Source organism: Streptomyces sp. NPDC002092 (assembly GCF_053593775.1).
Window position 1 is genome coordinate 1 of sequence record NZ_JBSFDG010000029.1, and the last position, 13,950, is coordinate 13,950.

14 protein-coding genes are annotated in these 13,950 nt (G+C 70.3%); 12 read left to right on the forward strand and 2 right to left on the reverse strand.

Annotation, left to right across the window (positions count from 1 at the left end):
• Positions 1 to 170 precede the first annotated feature (170 nt).
• The 3 genes from ACWCRD_RS41125 to ACWCRD_RS41135 are packed head-to-tail and all read left to right on the forward strand — an operon-like array spanning position 171 to position 3,093.
• A complete protein-coding gene (locus tag ACWCRD_RS41125; RefSeq protein ID WP_344403558.1) occupies positions 171 to 1,622 on the forward strand; it encodes a menaquinone biosynthesis decarboxylase in 1,452 nt (483 codons plus the stop codon).
• Positions 1,619 to 2,521 (forward strand): menaquinone biosynthesis prenyltransferase MqnP, encoded by a 903-nt coding sequence (gene mqnP, locus ACWCRD_RS41130; RefSeq protein WP_450970792.1) that lies wholly within the window; start codon positions 1,619 to 1,621, stop codon positions 2,519 to 2,521. Before ACWCRD_RS41125 ends, mqnP begins: the two co-directional genes overlap by 4 nt.
• A 14-nt stretch (positions 2,522 to 2,535) precedes the next feature.
• Positions 2,536 to 3,093, forward strand: coding sequence for a Uma2 family endonuclease (locus tag ACWCRD_RS41135; RefSeq protein WP_450970793.1), 558 nt, complete (start codon positions 2,536 to 2,538; stop codon positions 3,091 to 3,093).
• On the opposite strand, the gene ACWCRD_RS41140 is transcribed toward ACWCRD_RS41135, so the two are convergent.
• A complete protein-coding gene (locus ACWCRD_RS41140) occupies positions 3,084 to 3,689 on the reverse strand; it encodes a rhomboid family intramembrane serine protease (RefSeq protein WP_450970794.1) in 606 nt (201 codons plus the stop codon). The two genes, ACWCRD_RS41135 and ACWCRD_RS41140, sit on opposite strands and share 10 nt — an antisense overlap.
• Before the next feature lie 92 nt (positions 3,690 to 3,781).
• Between ACWCRD_RS41140 and ACWCRD_RS41145 the strand changes: the two genes are divergently transcribed.
• The 7 genes from ACWCRD_RS41145 to ACWCRD_RS41175 all read left to right on the forward strand — a co-directional run bounded on the left by ACWCRD_RS41145 (position 3,782) and on the right by ACWCRD_RS41175 (position 8,603).
• Positions 3,782 to 4,465, forward strand: a complete 684-nt coding sequence (locus ACWCRD_RS41145) for a UbiX family flavin prenyltransferase (protein ID WP_450970795.1) — start codon at positions 3,782 to 3,784, stop codon at positions 4,463 to 4,465.
• A gap of 58 nt (positions 4,466 to 4,523) precedes the next feature.
• On the forward strand, positions 4,524 to 4,979 hold the full coding sequence (locus tag ACWCRD_RS41150; protein WP_030945405.1) for an Lrp/AsnC family transcriptional regulator: 456 nt from the start codon (positions 4,524 to 4,526) through the stop codon (positions 4,977 to 4,979).
• A 50-nt stretch (positions 4,980 to 5,029) separates the two neighbouring features.
• Positions 5,030 to 6,193: an aminofutalosine synthase MqnE gene (mqnE, locus tag ACWCRD_RS41155; protein WP_450970796.1), complete on the forward strand. Its 1,164-nt coding sequence runs from the start codon at positions 5,030 to 5,032 to the stop codon at positions 6,191 to 6,193.
• A gap of 99 nt (positions 6,194 to 6,292) precedes the next feature.
• On the forward strand, positions 6,293 to 6,943 hold the full coding sequence (locus ACWCRD_RS41160) for a UdgX family uracil-DNA binding protein (RefSeq protein ID WP_450970797.1): 651 nt from the start codon (positions 6,293 to 6,295) through the stop codon (positions 6,941 to 6,943).
• A 16-nt stretch (positions 6,944 to 6,959) separates the two neighbouring features.
• Entirely contained in the window at positions 6,960 to 7,484 is a 525-nt protein-coding gene (locus tag ACWCRD_RS41165; protein ID WP_450970798.1) for an N-acetyltransferase family protein, read from the forward strand.
• Between the two features lie 121 nt (positions 7,485 to 7,605).
• Complete coding sequence (locus tag ACWCRD_RS41170) at positions 7,606 to 7,914, forward strand: DUF4229 domain-containing protein (protein ID WP_450970799.1); 309 nt, start codon at positions 7,606 to 7,608, stop codon at positions 7,912 to 7,914.
• A 38-nt stretch (positions 7,915 to 7,952) separates the two neighbouring features.
• Positions 7,953 to 8,603, forward strand: coding sequence for a TetR/AcrR family transcriptional regulator (locus ACWCRD_RS41175; protein WP_344403565.1), 651 nt, complete (start codon positions 7,953 to 7,955; stop codon positions 8,601 to 8,603).
• Here ACWCRD_RS41175 and ACWCRD_RS41180 read toward each other — a convergent pair.
• Entirely contained in the window at positions 8,598 to 9,452 is an 855-nt protein-coding gene (locus ACWCRD_RS41180) for a MaoC/PaaZ C-terminal domain-containing protein (RefSeq protein WP_450970853.1), read from the reverse strand. The genes ACWCRD_RS41175 and ACWCRD_RS41180 overlap by 6 nt on opposite strands.
• Before the next feature lie 285 nt (positions 9,453 to 9,737).
• Between ACWCRD_RS41180 and ACWCRD_RS41185 the strand changes: the two genes are divergently transcribed.
• Together ACWCRD_RS41185 and ACWCRD_RS41190 are read left to right on the forward strand one after the other, a co-directional pair.
• Complete coding sequence (locus tag ACWCRD_RS41185; RefSeq protein ID WP_450970800.1) at positions 9,738 to 11,681, forward strand: AMP-dependent synthetase/ligase; 1,944 nt, start codon at positions 9,738 to 9,740, stop codon at positions 11,679 to 11,681.
• A gap of 301 nt (positions 11,682 to 11,982) precedes the next feature.
• A complete protein-coding gene (locus ACWCRD_RS41190; RefSeq protein WP_450970801.1) occupies positions 11,983 to 13,899 on the forward strand; it encodes an AMP-dependent synthetase/ligase in 1,917 nt (638 codons plus the stop codon).
• Positions 13,900 to 13,950 lie beyond the last annotated feature (51 nt).

Here is a 13,950-nt window from a genome sequence, read left to right on the forward strand (position 1 = left end):
CCGCACCCCGCTACGACGTTGGTAAAACCGTCAAACGGCCCGAGACCCTCAAGGCCATCGGCAGACCCGGCCGATCTTGGTAGATAAAGAACAAGCTGAGAACCTGTGTCATATCCGGGGCGGGCGGGGCGGGCGTCGGTGGTTCGAGGGACTCGGCGATACTGGGACGCATGGCTTACGACGATCTTCGCTCCCTGCTCAGGGCACTGGAACGCGAGGGTGACCTCAAGCGCATCAAGGCCGAGGTGGACCCGTATCTGGAGGTCGGGGAGATCGTCGACCGGGTGCAGAAGTCGGGAGGCCCGGCGCTGCTCTTCGAGAACGTGAAGGGCTCCGCCATGCCCCTCGCGATGAACGTCTTCGGCACCGACCGGCGGCTGCTGAAGGCCCTCGGGCTGAAGTCGTACGGAGAGATCAGCGAGAAGATCGGCGGGCTGCTGCGCCCCGAGCTGCCGCACGGCTTCGTCGGCGTCCGCGAGGCCTTCGGGAAGCTCGGCGCGATGACGCACGTCCCGCCGAAGAAGGTGAAGGAAGCCCCCGTCCAGGAGGTCGTCCTCACCGGCGACGACGTGGACCTGGACCAGCTGCCGGCCCTCTTCACCTGGCCGCAGGACGGCGGTTCCTTCTTCAACCTGGGGCTCACCCACACCAAGGACCCGGAGAGCGGCATCCGCAACCTGGGCCTGTACCGGCTGCAGCGCCACGACAGGCGCACCATCGGCATGCACTGGCAGATCCACAAGGACAGCCGCAACCACTACCAGGTCGCCGCGAGGCGGGGCGAACGGCTGCCGGTCGCGATCGCCTTCGGGTGCCCTCCCGCCGTCACCTACGCCTCCACCGCGCCGCTCCCCGGCGACATCGACGAGTACCTCTTCGCCGGGTTCATCGCCGGAAAGCGGATCGAGATGGTCGACTGCAAGACCGTGCCGCTGCAGGTGCCGGCGCAGGCGGAGGTCGTCATCGAGGGCTGGCTGGAGCCCGGCGAGATGCTTCCCGAGGGGCCCTTCGGCGACCACACCGGGTTCTACACCCCGCAGGAGCCCTTCCCCGCCCTGAAGATCGACTGCGTGACGATGCGGAAGCGGCCGCTGCTTCAGTCGATCGTCGTAGGCCGGCCTCCGACGGAGGACGGGCCGCTGGGTCGTGCGACCGAGCGCTTCTTCCTGCCCCTGCTGAAGATCATCGTGCCGGACATCGTGGACTACCACCTGCCCGAGGCGGGCGGCTTCCACAACTGTGCGATCGTCTCGATCGACAAGAAGTACCCCAAGCACGCCCAGAAGGTGATGCACGCGATCTGGGGGGCACACATGATGTCCCTGACGAAGCTGATCGTGGTCGTGGACTCCGACTGCGACGTCCACGACCTCCACGAGGTCGCGTGGCGCGCGCTCGGCAACACGGACTACGCCCGGGACCTCAGCATCGTCGAAGGCCCCGTCGACCACCTCGACCACGCCTCCTACCAGCAGTTCTGGGGCGGCAAGGCAGGCATCGACGCGACGAAGAAGTGGCCCGAGGAGGGCTACACGCGCGACGGCGGCTGGCCCGACATGGTCCTGTCCGACCCGGAGACGGCGGCGAAGGTCGACCGCCGCTGGAAGGAGTACGGCCTGTGAGCAGCGCCTCCGCCGCGATCCCGCAGCCAGGACGCACCAAGGCGTTCCTCCGCCTGGTGATGATCGAGCACTCGGTCTTCGCCCTGCCCTTCGCCTACATCGCCGCGCTCACCGCGATGTTCCAGTGGGACAAGAACATCCACTGGGGGCGGCTGCTCCTGGTCACCGTCTGCATGGTGGGCCTGCGCACCTTCGCGATGGCGGTGAACCGGATCATCGACCGGGAGATCGACGCCAGGAACCCGCGCACGGCACAGCGGGAACTGGTCACCGGCGCGATGTCGGTGAAGCACGCCTGGACCGGCGCGCTGATCGCGGTCGTCGTCTTCCTCGGATCGGCGGCCCTGCTCAACCCGCTCTGCTTCGCCCTGGCCCCCATCGCGGTGATCCCGATGGTGGTGTACCCGTACGGCAAGCGGTTCACGAACTTCCCCCAGGCCATCCTCGGCCTCGCCCAGGCGATGGGCCCGGTCGGCGGCTGGCTGGCGATCAGTGGCGAGTGGTCCTGGGACGCGGTGATCCTCGGCCTCGCCGTCGGCATCTGGATCGGCGGCTTCGATCTGATCTACGCCTGCCAGGACGTCGAGACGGACCGCGAGATCGGCGTCATGTCGGTCCCGGCGCGCTTCGGCATCCCGGCCGCCATCTGGGGCGCCCGCGTCTGCCACGCCGTGGTGACGGCACTGCTCGTCTGGTACGCCGTGGTGACGGACGCGGGCGGCTTCTTCTGGGTGGGCCTGATGATCGTGGCGGGCGCGTTCGTCTACGAGCACAACATCGTGCGCCCGCATGATCTGTCCCGCCTCAACCGCGCCTTCTTCAGCGTCAATGGGTTCATCGGGATCGCCCTGTTCGTGTGTGCGCTGCTTGATCTTTTGGTGCGGGGTCTGACCGTCTGAGTACGGTCCGCACCATGGACCGTTTGCACACCGGGCTGGCCCGCGCCGAGGAGGCACTGCCTGGTTTCCGGGTGGAGATCGTCGAGGGCAGCGTGGTGGCGAGCCCGGTCACACCGCACCACGGCAGAACGATCCGCGACGTGTGGAACTGCCTTGAAGGGCAGATCGGCCAGGCGTGGGCCCTCATCAGCGGTGTCGGCGTCCCCTTCGACGACGACAACGAGTTCTGCCCCGACCTCGCCGTCATCCCGGCGCCCGAGGCCGAGCGGAACGAGAGCGCCTACCTCCCCGAGCTCGTCGAACTCGTCGTAGAGGTCGTCTCCCGCGGCAGCGTCCGCCGCGACTACGAGGTAAAGCCCCGCTGGTACGCCTCCCGAGGCATCGCCGACTACGTCGTCCTCGATCCGCTCGCGGGCCACTGCGTGACGATGTGGAATCCCGGCCCTGACGGCTACCGCGGCCGCGACACCGTGCCCTACGGCCGCCGGGTGACGCTCGATTCCCCGCTCGGCAAGCTGACGCTCACCACCGACCGTCTTCCTGTCGCCCCCGGCTCCCGTACTCAGCCCTGAATCGCGCGAGGCTCTGCGGCCCGCCGCCGGAACCAGAACGCCGCCGCCACTCCCGCCGCCAGTCCGATCAGGTGGCCCTGCCAGCTGACGCCCGTCTGCAGCGGGGACAGGCCCAGCAGGATCGAGCCGCCCCATATCGCGCCGATCAGCAGACCGACCAGCACGCCCAGCGGCCGGCGCTCCACGAAGCCGCTGACCAGCAGGAAGCCGAAGAGGCCGAAGATCAGGCCGGAGGCGCCCGCCGTGTTGGTGTGCGCCGGGGCCACGAGCCACACGCCCAGGCCGTCCGCCACGATGACGACCAGGCACACCGCGGCGAACCGGCGTATCCCGCCCAGCGCCGCGAGGAAGCCCATGACCAGCAGCGGCACACTGTTGGCGGCCACATGGGCGAAACCGAAGTGGATGAAGGCGGCGGGCACGACATCCACCAGCTCGGAGGGCTCGCGCGGTGTGATGCCGAGGCCGTCCAGCGCATGGCCGCTGATCACGTCGACCACTTCCAGCAGCCACAGCAGCGCGACCCAGCCCACCATCAGCTTGGCCGCGGCCTTCGCCCGGTCCCCGCGCGACCACTCGAGCCCGCTGTCCGACATGGCAACCCCCACCGCTCACTCGTCCCCGCCCGAAGAACGCCCGAGCCCCCTCGACCGGTTCCCATGCTGGGAGGCCGGATAGGCTCGGTGTTGTGAACCCAGCCAAGCCAGGAGAGACGGCGCGTACACCTTGGATCGTAGGGGTGTCCGGGGCATCCGGCACGCCTTATGCCGCGTCGGTGCTGCGCGCGCTCCTGGAGGCCGGCGAGAGCGTGGACCTGGTCGTCAGCCGGGCCTCGCGGCTCACGCTGCTGGACGAGACGGGGATCTCGTTCCGTGACGCGCACTGGCAGGACGACCTGCGGGAATGGCTGGGCCTGGGAGCCGACGGCAAGCCCGGGGTCCACGACGCGGACATCGGCGGGGTGCGGTACTGGCCCGCCGGGGACCTGGCCGCGGGGCCGTCCTCGGGCTCGTACCCGAGCAAGGGCATGCTGATCGTGCCCGCCTCCACCGCCTGCGTGGCCGGTGTCGCCCTCGGCCTATCCAAGGACCTGCTCCAGCGCGCGGCGAGCGTCACCCTCAAAGAACGCCGGCCGCTGGTCGTGACCGTACGGGAGACCCCCTTGAACGGTCAGACCCTGCGGCACCTGGTGGCGCTCGACGACGCGGGCGCGACCGTGGTGCCCGCCTCGCCCGCCTTCTACGCGGGCGCCACCCACATCCAGGACCTGGTGGACTTCGTCGCCGGGCGGGTGCTGGACGCGGCGGGCGTCGAGCACGGCCTGTACCGGCGCTGGGCGGGCGAACTGGGCGGCGGGAGCGCCGGCCGGTAGGGCACGCCGCAGTACCTCTCATCTACTCGGGAATCTTCAGCGGAAGGCATCGAATCGCATGGACGCGGTGGACAGGCAGCTCATCCAGGCCCTGAGGGAGAACGGCCGGGCCTCGTACGCGGAGCTGGGGCGCCTCGTCGGCCTGTCGGGACCCAGCGTCACCGACCGCATCAACCGGCTGGAGGCGGCCGGCGTCATCACCGGCTACCGCGCGACCGTGGACGCCGCCTCGCTGGGCCTCGGCGTCACCGCCCTCATCGGCATCTCGCTGTCCGACGCCGCCGACCACGAGGACGTGGCCCAGCGGATGAAGGAGCTCAGCGAGATCGAGGACTGCTGGTTCATCGCCGGCGACGACTCGTACATGCTCAAGGTGCGGGCGAACGACGTGGACGGCCTGGAGAAGATCATCCGGCGGCTGAGCGGCACCAAGGGCGTCTCCCGCACCCGTACCACGATCGTGCTCTCCACCAAGTGGGAGAACCGGGTCGGAGAGCTGCCCGAAGAGGTCTGAGCTGGTAGGCGTACGGTTGGGTCGAGCTGTCGTAGAAAGAGGTTGAGGGTATGGACGTCGGGCTCAAGCGCGAGCTGGAGGAGAAGGTCAGGGCCGGTGAGCGGCTGACCCGCGAGGACGGCATCGCACTGTACGAGTCGGACGACCTGGCGTGGCTCGGCGGCCTCGCCCACGAGGTGCGTACGCGCAAGAACGGTGACGTGGTCCATTTCAACGTCAACCGGCACCTCAACATGACCAATGTCTGCACCGCCTCCTGCGCCTACTGCTCCTTCCAGCGCAAGCCGGGCGAGAAGGACGCGTACACGATGCGCATCGAGGAGGCGGTGAAGCTCGCCAAGGCGATGGAGGGCGAGAACCTCACCGAGCTGCACATCGTCAACGGCCTGCACCCGAACCTGCCGTGGCGCTACTACCCGCGTTCGCTGCGTGAGCTCAAGGCCGCCCTGCCGAACGTCTCGCTGAAGGCGTTCACGGCCACGGAGATCCACCACTTCGAGACGATCTCCGGGCTGAGCGCGAGCGAGATCCTGGACGAGCTGATCGACGCGGGCCTGGAGTCCCTCACCGGCGGCGGCGCGGAGATCTTCGACTGGGAGGTCCGCCAGCACATCGTCGACCACCGCACCCACTGGGAGGACTGGTCGCGCATCCACCGCCTGGCGCACGAGAAGGGTCTGAAGACCCCGTGCACCATGCTGTACGGCCACATCGAGGAGCCCCGGCACCGCGTCGACCACGTGCTGCGGCTGCGCGAGCTGCAGGACGAGACCGGCGGCTTCCAGGTCTTCATCCCGCTGCGCTACCAGCACGACTTCGTGGACATGAAGGACGGCAAGGTACGCAACCGGCTCCAGGCCCGGACGCAGATGGCGACCGGCGCGGAAGCCCTGAAGACGTTCGCGGTCTCCCGGCTGCTGTTCGACAACGTCCCGCACGTCAAGGTCTTCTGGGTCATGCACGGCGTCCAGACCGCTCAGCTCGCGCTGCAGCACGGTGCGGATGACATGGACGGGTCGGTCGTCGAGTACAAGATCACCCACGACGCCGACAACTACGGCACGCCGAACAAGCTGACCCGTGAGGATCTGCTGGATCTGATCCGGGACGCCGGGTTCCGGCCGGTGGAGCGGAACACTCGGTACGAGATCATCAGGGAGTACGAGGGCCCGGATCCGGCACGCCGGGAAGCTCCGCAGCCCATGCGCGTCTGACGGCCGCGCCCCAGAGGGGCGCGGGGAACTGCGCGACCAGCCCCCGCTGACCCGCAGAGGACGATGGGTCTGAGGGCCTACGGCGGGTACTCGTCCGCCATGGTGAGCACCAAGGCACCCGAGGATGCGTATACCGCCGAACCCTTCCTCCCCGAGCGCGGTGGGCTCCCCGCCCTGCGCAAGGCGGCGGCAGAGTGCAGGGGCTGCCCCCTGCACCGCGCCGCCACGCAGACCGTGTTCGGCGCGGGCGCGGCGCACGCGCGCGTGATGCTCGTCGGGGAGCAGCCCGGGGACCAGGAGGACCGCCAGGGCAAGCCGTTCGTCGGCCCCGCGGGCAAGCTGCTCGACCGGGCTCTCGCCGAGGCCGGCCTGGACCCGGCGGACGCGTACGTCACCAACGCCGTCAAGCACTTCAAGTTCACCCAGGCAGAGCCCCGCAAGCGCCGTATCCACAAGGCACCCAGCCTGCGGGAGATGACGGCGTGCGGGCCGTGGCTGGCAGCCGAGCTGGCCGTGGTGGAACCCGAGCTGATCGTGGTGCTGGGGGCGACCGCGGGGAAGGCGCTGCTGGGCTCCTCGTTCCGGGTCACGCAGGTGCGCGGGACGGTCCTGGAGGAGGAGATCCACGGCAGACGGGAGCGGCTCGTGCCGACCGTGCACCCCTCGGCCGTGCTGCGGGCGGACGACAGGGAGGCGGCCTACCGCGGTCTCGTCTCGGACCTGGGGGTGGCGGCGCGGGCACTGTCGTAATGAGTACCATTGCCCGGTGTCCCTTACCTTCACTCTCGACCCCGCCGTCACTCCCGCCCTGCGCGACGGGATCCTCGACCTGTGGGCCGACGTCTCGAACGCGGGCGGCTCGGTCGGCTTCGTACCGCCGGTCACGGCCGAGGACATACGGCCGGAGCTCGTGAAGCACTTCGTCGCCATGGCGGAGGGGCGGAGCCGGCTGCTCGTCGGCCTGGACGAGTCCGGCGCGGTCGCGGCGACCGCCTTCTTCAGCTTCAACACCCACCGGCTGATGCAGCACTGGGTGTGGCTGTACACGGTGATGGTGCACCCCGGCCACCAGGGCAGGGGATACGGCCGGGACCTCCTCGCCGCCGCCGAGGACGCGGCCCGCGGCTTCGACGGCATCGACGCGATCCGGCTCACCTGCCGCGGCGGGAACGGCCTGGAGCGGTTCTACGGCTCCTGCGGCTACAAGGAGGTCGGCCGGGTCCCCGGCGCCATCCGCGTCGCCCCGGACGACTACCGCGACGACGTCTTCATGCTGCTGCCGCTGGGCTGAGAACCCGTGGACAAAGGCCGTGAGGCCTGGCACACCCCCCTGCAAGATCGGGTCCCGGGCGTGCTTCACTGGACGGTGCCCTTTGGGAATGTTCGTACCGTTGACGGAAGAGTGGATTGAGATGCTCCGCTACACGCTGATGCGCCTCGGGATCTTCGCGGGCTGCTTCTTGGTCGTCTGGGGCCTCGTCTATTCCGGCATCGTCCCGCGCGGCTACGGCGCGTCCAACTTCATGTGGATCTGCCTGCTGGCGCTGGTGATCTCCGCCCCCATCAGCTTCGTCGTCCTGCGGCGGGAGCGCGACCGCGCCTCCGTGAAGGTCGTCGAGCGGGTCGACCGGATGAAGGCCGGCTTCGCGGCGAACGCCGCCCAGGAGGACGAGGCGGACGACGCGAGCCGCGCGCAGGGCCAGGCACCCCAGGCTTCCTAGCGGGGTTGGGGGCGCCCGCTCCCAATTACCCTTGCCCCATGGGTGCCGTGAAGACCAAGCGGATGCCGCGGGCGGTCCGTGAGCAGCAGATGATGGACGCCGCCGTGCGGACCTTCGGGCAGCGTGGCTACATGGCCGCGTCGATGGACGAGATCGCCGAACTGGCGGGCGTGTCCAAGCCGTTGGTGTACCTGTACCTGAATTCGAAGGAAGACCTGTTCACGGCCTGCATCCGCCGGGAGGCGACGGCGCTCGTCGAGGCCGTCCGGGCCGGGGTCATGCCCGAGCTGCCCGCCGACCGCCAACTCTGGGAGGGGCTGCGGGCGTTCTTCACGCACACCGCGCAGAACCCGGACGGCTGGGCCGTGCTGCATCTGCAGGCCCGTACCCGCGAGCCCTTCGCGGCCGAGGTCACGGCGATGCGCGAGGAGATCGTCGCGTTCGTGACGCAGCTCATCGTCGTCGCGGCCAGGGAGGCCCACCGCAATCCGAACCTCCCCGAGCGGGAGGTCGCCGGGCTCGCCGAGGCCCTGGTCGGGGCCGCCGAAGCCCTCGCCGCCTGGGCCAACGCGACCCCCGGCACCACGGCCCGCCAGGCAGCCGCCACCCTGATGAACTTCGCCTGGGCGGGCCTGGGCAACCTCATGGACGGACGGCCCTGGTCGCCGCCGCCCACCCCGGAGTCATGACGCGCCGCCGGCCGCCCCGAGGCCGCTGACGCCCCCGCTCACATGGACGCGGCCCCCGCTCCCGCGCAGCTCGAACCGTTCCCCGTCCGCCGCATACGTCACCGTCCCCGGCAGCAGCACCGGCGCCCTGAACCGCGCCTGCACCCGGGCACGTTCGGGCACCCCGTGCGCGGCGAGGCAGCGGGCCACCGTCCACATGCCGTGCGCGACGGCGCGGGGGAAGCCGAAGAGGCGGGCGGTGAGCGGGTGCAGATGGATGGGGTTGCGGTCGCCGGACGCGGCGCCGTACCGTCGCCCGACGTCGGCGGCCAGCCGCCACTCGGCCACGTTGGGCAGCGGCTCCCGGTCGTCCCTGGGCGGCTCACCGGAATGCCGCGTCCGGTGCCGCGCCAGATAGGTGCTCCGCGACTCCCATACGACGTCCCCGTCGGCCCGCATCTCGGTGATCACCGCGGCCTCGGTGCCACGCCGATGCGGCTCCAACCCGCCGACGTACACCGCGATTTCGTACTCCCCGGTCGCCGCGGGAGGGCGCCGCTGCGTGATCTCGATCGATGTGTGGACCAGGCCGAGCAGCGGCAGCGGGAAGCCCCGGTCGCTCATCAGCCGCATGGCCAGCGGGAAGCCCAGCACATGCGGATAGGTCGGCGGCAGTGCGTCGTCGCCGGTCGCGAAGCCGCACACCCGCTCGTACGCCGCCAGCCGCGCGAGGTCGATGCGCAGTCCGGGCAGGACGAGCCGGCTGCGGGGGAAGTCGGCGTCAGGGCGGGGGCGTTTGAAGGGGGACAGCAGGGCACCGCGGGCGAGCAGGGGCCCGAGGGCGGGGGTACCGGGCAGGACGACGGACATCGACATACCGAAAACTCCCCACGGACGCTGTGCTTACTCCAGAGTCAGGTTACCCGAGGTAAGGGCAGGCGGGGGTGGCGCAGAAGATGAAAAACGTTCACCATACCGTCCGGCATGGCCTGATCGGCAAGAAAAGCGACGAGCTTGCACATCCCCGACGCATCCCCGTCGCCGGACCACCTTGGAACCCACACCGGCTCATCACTGGCGCGCCGTACGATCACCTCCCCCGACCTGCGGTGACTTCCCCCGCAGGGCAACTCTGGTGAACGTCTGGAGTCGCCCGTGTCCACCTCTCAGCCGTCCTCGCCTGCCGCCGTCCACGCCACCACGTACGACGGCACGCCGGTTCTCGTGGAGCCCGTGATCCGGCGGCTGGACGGGGAGGTGCGCGAGGTCTCCGTGCCGCCCTTCGTCCCGCCGGTGGCCTACGGCTCGCTCGCCGACCTGCCCTTCGACAACGCCCGCATCGCCCCCGACGACAAGGTGCTCAGCCGTCGCACCGAGTCGGGCCGCTGGGCGGACGTGACGGCGGCCGAGTTCGCCGACGAGGTGCTGGCGGTGGCGAAAGGGCTGATCGCCGAGGGGCTGGTGCCGGGGGACCGGCTCGGTGTGATGGCGCGGACGATCTACGAGTGGACGCTCCTCGACTTCGCCGCCTGGGCCGCGGGCCTGGTCACCGTCCCGATCTATCCCACCTCCTCGGCCTTCCAGACGCGTTGGATCCTCCAGGACTCCGGGGCGGTCGCACTCGTCACGGAGACCGCCGCGCAGGCAGCGGCCCTCGGCCCGGAACTCGACCGGGTGCCCGATCTGCGGCACCTGTGGGTCGTCGAGAAGGGCCATGTGGAGCGGCTGGCGGAGCACGGCGGCCAGGTGCCGGACCAGGAAGTGGACGTACGGCGTGGGATGTTGAGCCCCGACACGCTCGCCACCGTCGTCTACACCTCGGGCACCACCGGCCGCCCCAAGGGCTGCGCCATCACGCACGGCAATTTCTTCGCCGAGGTCGACAACGCGATCGAGCTCCTCTACCCGGTGTTCCGCTCACGGACCAGCGAAGAGGCCTCCATCCTGCACTTCCTGCCCATGTCGCACATCTTCGGCCGCATGGTCGCGGTCGCCTGCATCCGTGCCCGGGTACGGCTGGGCCACGCGCCGAGCCTGAAGGCGGACGAACTCCTGCCCGACCTGGCGAGCTTCCGCCCCACCTGCCTCGTCGCCATCCCGTACATGCTGGAGAAGGTCTTCAACGTGGCGCGCGCGAAGGCCGAGACCGGCGGCCGGGCCACCTCCTTCGACCGCGCGGCGGGCGTGGCCCGGCGGTACGGGGAGGCGGCGGAGGCCCGCCAGGCCGGCACGGGACCCGGCCCGAGCGCCGCGCTGAAGGCCGCCCGCACCTTCTACGACCCGCTGGTCTACCGCCGTATCCGGGGTGCCATGGGTGGCAGGGTCCGCTACATGATCTGCGGCGGCTCCCCGCTGGGCCGCCGGCTGGCCGCGTTCTACGCCGGGGCGGGCATCGAGATCTACGAGGGCTACGGCCTCACGGAGGTGACGGGCGCGTCCACCGTGACCCCGCCGCTCAGACCCCGTCTGGGCACGGTGGGCTGGCCCATACCGGGCACGAAGGTCCGCATCGCCGCCGACGGCGAGATCCTGCTGGCCGGTGACCACGTCCTGCGCGGCTACTGGGACCCGAACGCGGGCGGCGTCGTCCCGGCGACCGTCGACGGCTGGCTGGCCACCGGCGACATAGGCCGCCTCGACGAGGAGGGCTACCTCTACATCACCGGCCGGAAGAAGGAGCTGCTGATCACGGCGGGCGGCAAGAGCGTCGCCCCGGCCCCGCTGGAGAACTGGCTGCGCGCCCACCCTTTGATCTCCCAGGTCATGGTCGTCGGCGACGGCCGCCCCTATGTCGGCGCCCTCATCACCCTGGACATGGAGGGCGTCAGCCACTGGCGCCGCATGCGCGGCAAGCACCCCGTCCCGGCCCAACTGCTCCTGGACGACGACGAGTTGCGACAGGTCCTGCAACGCGCGGTGAACGAGGCCAACAAACTGGTCTCCCGCCCGGAATCCATCCGCCGCTTCACCATCCTCCCGGTCGACTTCACGGAGGAGGCGGGCCACCTGACCCCGTCGATGAAGCTGAAGAGGGAAGCGATCGCAGAGGAATTCGCGGCACAGATCGAGGAACTCTACGGAACGGAAGCGCCCCGATAGGGGCGCGGGGCTGTATCGACGTGCGGCTCCGCCGCGGGGCGCGACGGCACGGCAGCGCCCCGATAGGGGCGCGGGGAACTGCGCGACCAGCCACGACGCAGCCGCAGACGACAGACGGCAGACCAAGGCACAACCCCACCGCAAAACCCCCGGAGGGCCCGCACCAACTCCCCATCCCGGACACGTACTATCGCGTAACCCGCGGTAACCCTGCCGCCGCGCACCGCCGGTGAACGTCTCGGTACGCGCTGCACGTACCTCACAGCAGAGCGGTACCGAGCTGCACGCCCCAGGAGCTGCCATGTCCGTGCCCGTGCCCTATCCGTCCGCGTCCGACTACGACGGCGTCCCCCAGCTGGTGGAGCCCGAGATACGGCGGCTGGACGGCGAAGTGCGTGAGGCGTCGGTCCCGCCGCTCGTCCCGCCGCCCACCCACGGCTCGCTCGCCGACCTGCCGTTCGACAACGCGGAGGCGGCACCGGACGCCCGCGTCCTCAGCCGCCGTACCCAGGACGGGGACTGGGCGGACGTGACCGCGGCGGAGTTCGCGGAGCAGGTCCTGGCCCTCGCCAAGGGCCTGATCTCGGAAGGGCTGGTGGCCGGCGACCGCATCGCCATCATGGCGCGGACGGTCTACGAGTGGACGCTCCTCGACTTCGCCGCCTGGGCCGCGGGCCTCGTCACCGTCCCCATCTACCCCACCTCCTCCGTCTACCAGACGCGTTGGATCCTCCAGGACTCCGGCGCGGTGGCCCTGGTGACGGAGATGGCCGGGCAGGCGACGGCCCTCGGCCCGGAGCTCAGCCGCCTTCCCGACCTGCGGCACATGTGGATCGTGGAGAAGGGGCACCTGGAGCGGCTGGCCGAACTCGGCGCGCCCGTCCCCGACCAGGAAGTCGCCGTACGCCGCGGCATGTTGGTCCCCGACACGCTCGCCACGGTCATCTACACCTCGGGCACCACGGGCCGCCCCAAGGGCTGTGTGCTCACGCACGGCAATTTCCTCGCCGAGGTCGACAACGCGACCGAACTCCTCTACCCCATCTTCAAGTCGAAGTCGGAAGACCCGGCGACGCTGCTCTTCCTGCCCATGTCGCACGTCTTCGGCCGCATGGTGGCGATCGCCTGTATCCGCGCCCGGGTCCGCCTGGGCCATGCCGCGAGCCTCCAGGCGGAGGACCTCCTGGCCGACCTGGGCACCTTCCGGCCGACCTTCCTCCTCTGCATCCCGTACATGCTGGAGAAGGTCTACAACAACGCCCGCGCCAAGGCGGAGGTCGGCGGCCGGGTCTCCGCCTTCGACCGGGCGGCGAGCGTGGCCGTCCGCTACGGCGAGGCCATGGAGGCCCGGCACGCCGGCACCGGCTCCGGCCCGGGCGCCTCCCTCAAGACGGCCCGCGCCTTCTACGACCCGCTCGTCTACCGGCGCATCCGCAACGCCATGGGCGGCCGCATCCGCCACATCATCTCCGGCGGCTCCCCGCTCGGCCGCCGCCTGGCCGCCTTCTACGCGGGCGCCGGCATGGAGATCTACGAGGGCTACGGCCTCACCGAGTCCACCGGCGCCGCCACGGTCACGCCGCCCCTCAAGCCCCGCCTGGGCACGGTGGGCTGGCCCATGCCCGGCACCAAGGTCCGCATCGCGGCGGACGGCGAGATCCTCCTCCAGGGCGGCCAGGTCTTCCGCGGCTACTGGGACCCGCACGGCGGGGGAGTGATCCCCTCCTCGGCCGACGGCTGGTTCCCGACGGGCGACATCGGCCGTCTCGACGACGAGGGCTACCTCACGATCACCGGCCGCAAGAAGGAGATCCTGATCACGGCGGGCGGCAAGAACACCGCGCCGGCCCCCCTGGAGAACTGGCTGCGCTCGCACCCCCTGATCTCCCAGTGCATGGTCGTGGGCGACCGCCGCCCGTACATCGCCGCACTCATCACCCTCGACATGGAGGGCGTCAGCCACTGGCGCCGGATGAACGGGCGGCACCCCGTCCCCGCGGAACTCCTGGTCGACGACGAGGAGTTGAGGGGCATCCTGCAACGCGCGGTCGACGAGGCGAACAAACTGGTCTCCCGCCCGGAATCCATCCGCCGCTTCGTCATCGTCCCCCGGGACTTCACGGAGGAGGAGGGCCATCTGACCCCGTCGATGAAGCTGCGGCGGGAGGCCGTGATGCGGGACTTCTCCGCGGAGGTCGAGGCTCTGTACGAGCGGTGAGCCGCCTTTTGTGAATCTTTCGTACGTCCCGGCGGCATCGCATCGAAACGT

Coding starts and splice junctions, on each gene's coding strand:
- ACWCRD_RS41125 (WP_344403558.1), top strand. CDS start 171: ATGGCTTACGACGATCTTCGCTCCCTGCTCAGGGCACTGGAACGCGAG.
- ACWCRD_RS41135 (WP_450970793.1), top strand. CDS start 2,536: ATGGACCGTTTGCACACCGGGCTGGCCCGCGCCGAGGAGGCACTGCCT.
- ACWCRD_RS41140 (WP_450970794.1), bottom strand. CDS start 3,689: ATGTCGGACAGCGGGCTCGAGTGGTCGCGCGGGGACCGGGCGAAGGCC.
- ACWCRD_RS41150 (WP_030945405.1), top strand. CDS start 4,524: ATGGACGCGGTGGACAGGCAGCTCATCCAGGCCCTGAGGGAGAACGGC.
- mqnE (WP_450970796.1), top strand. CDS start 5,030: ATGGACGTCGGGCTCAAGCGCGAGCTGGAGGAGAAGGTCAGGGCCGGT.
- ACWCRD_RS41160 (WP_450970797.1), top strand. CDS start 6,293: ATGGTGAGCACCAAGGCACCCGAGGATGCGTATACCGCCGAACCCTTC.
- ACWCRD_RS41170 (WP_450970799.1), top strand. CDS start 7,606: ATGCTCCGCTACACGCTGATGCGCCTCGGGATCTTCGCGGGCTGCTTC.
- ACWCRD_RS41175 (WP_344403565.1), top strand. CDS start 7,953: ATGGGTGCCGTGAAGACCAAGCGGATGCCGCGGGCGGTCCGTGAGCAG.
- ACWCRD_RS41180 (WP_450970853.1), bottom strand. CDS start 9,452: ATGTCCGTCGTCCTGCCCGGTACCCCCGCCCTCGGGCCCCTGCTCGCC.
- ACWCRD_RS41190 (WP_450970801.1), top strand. CDS start 11,983: ATGTCCGTGCCCGTGCCCTATCCGTCCGCGTCCGACTACGACGGCGTC.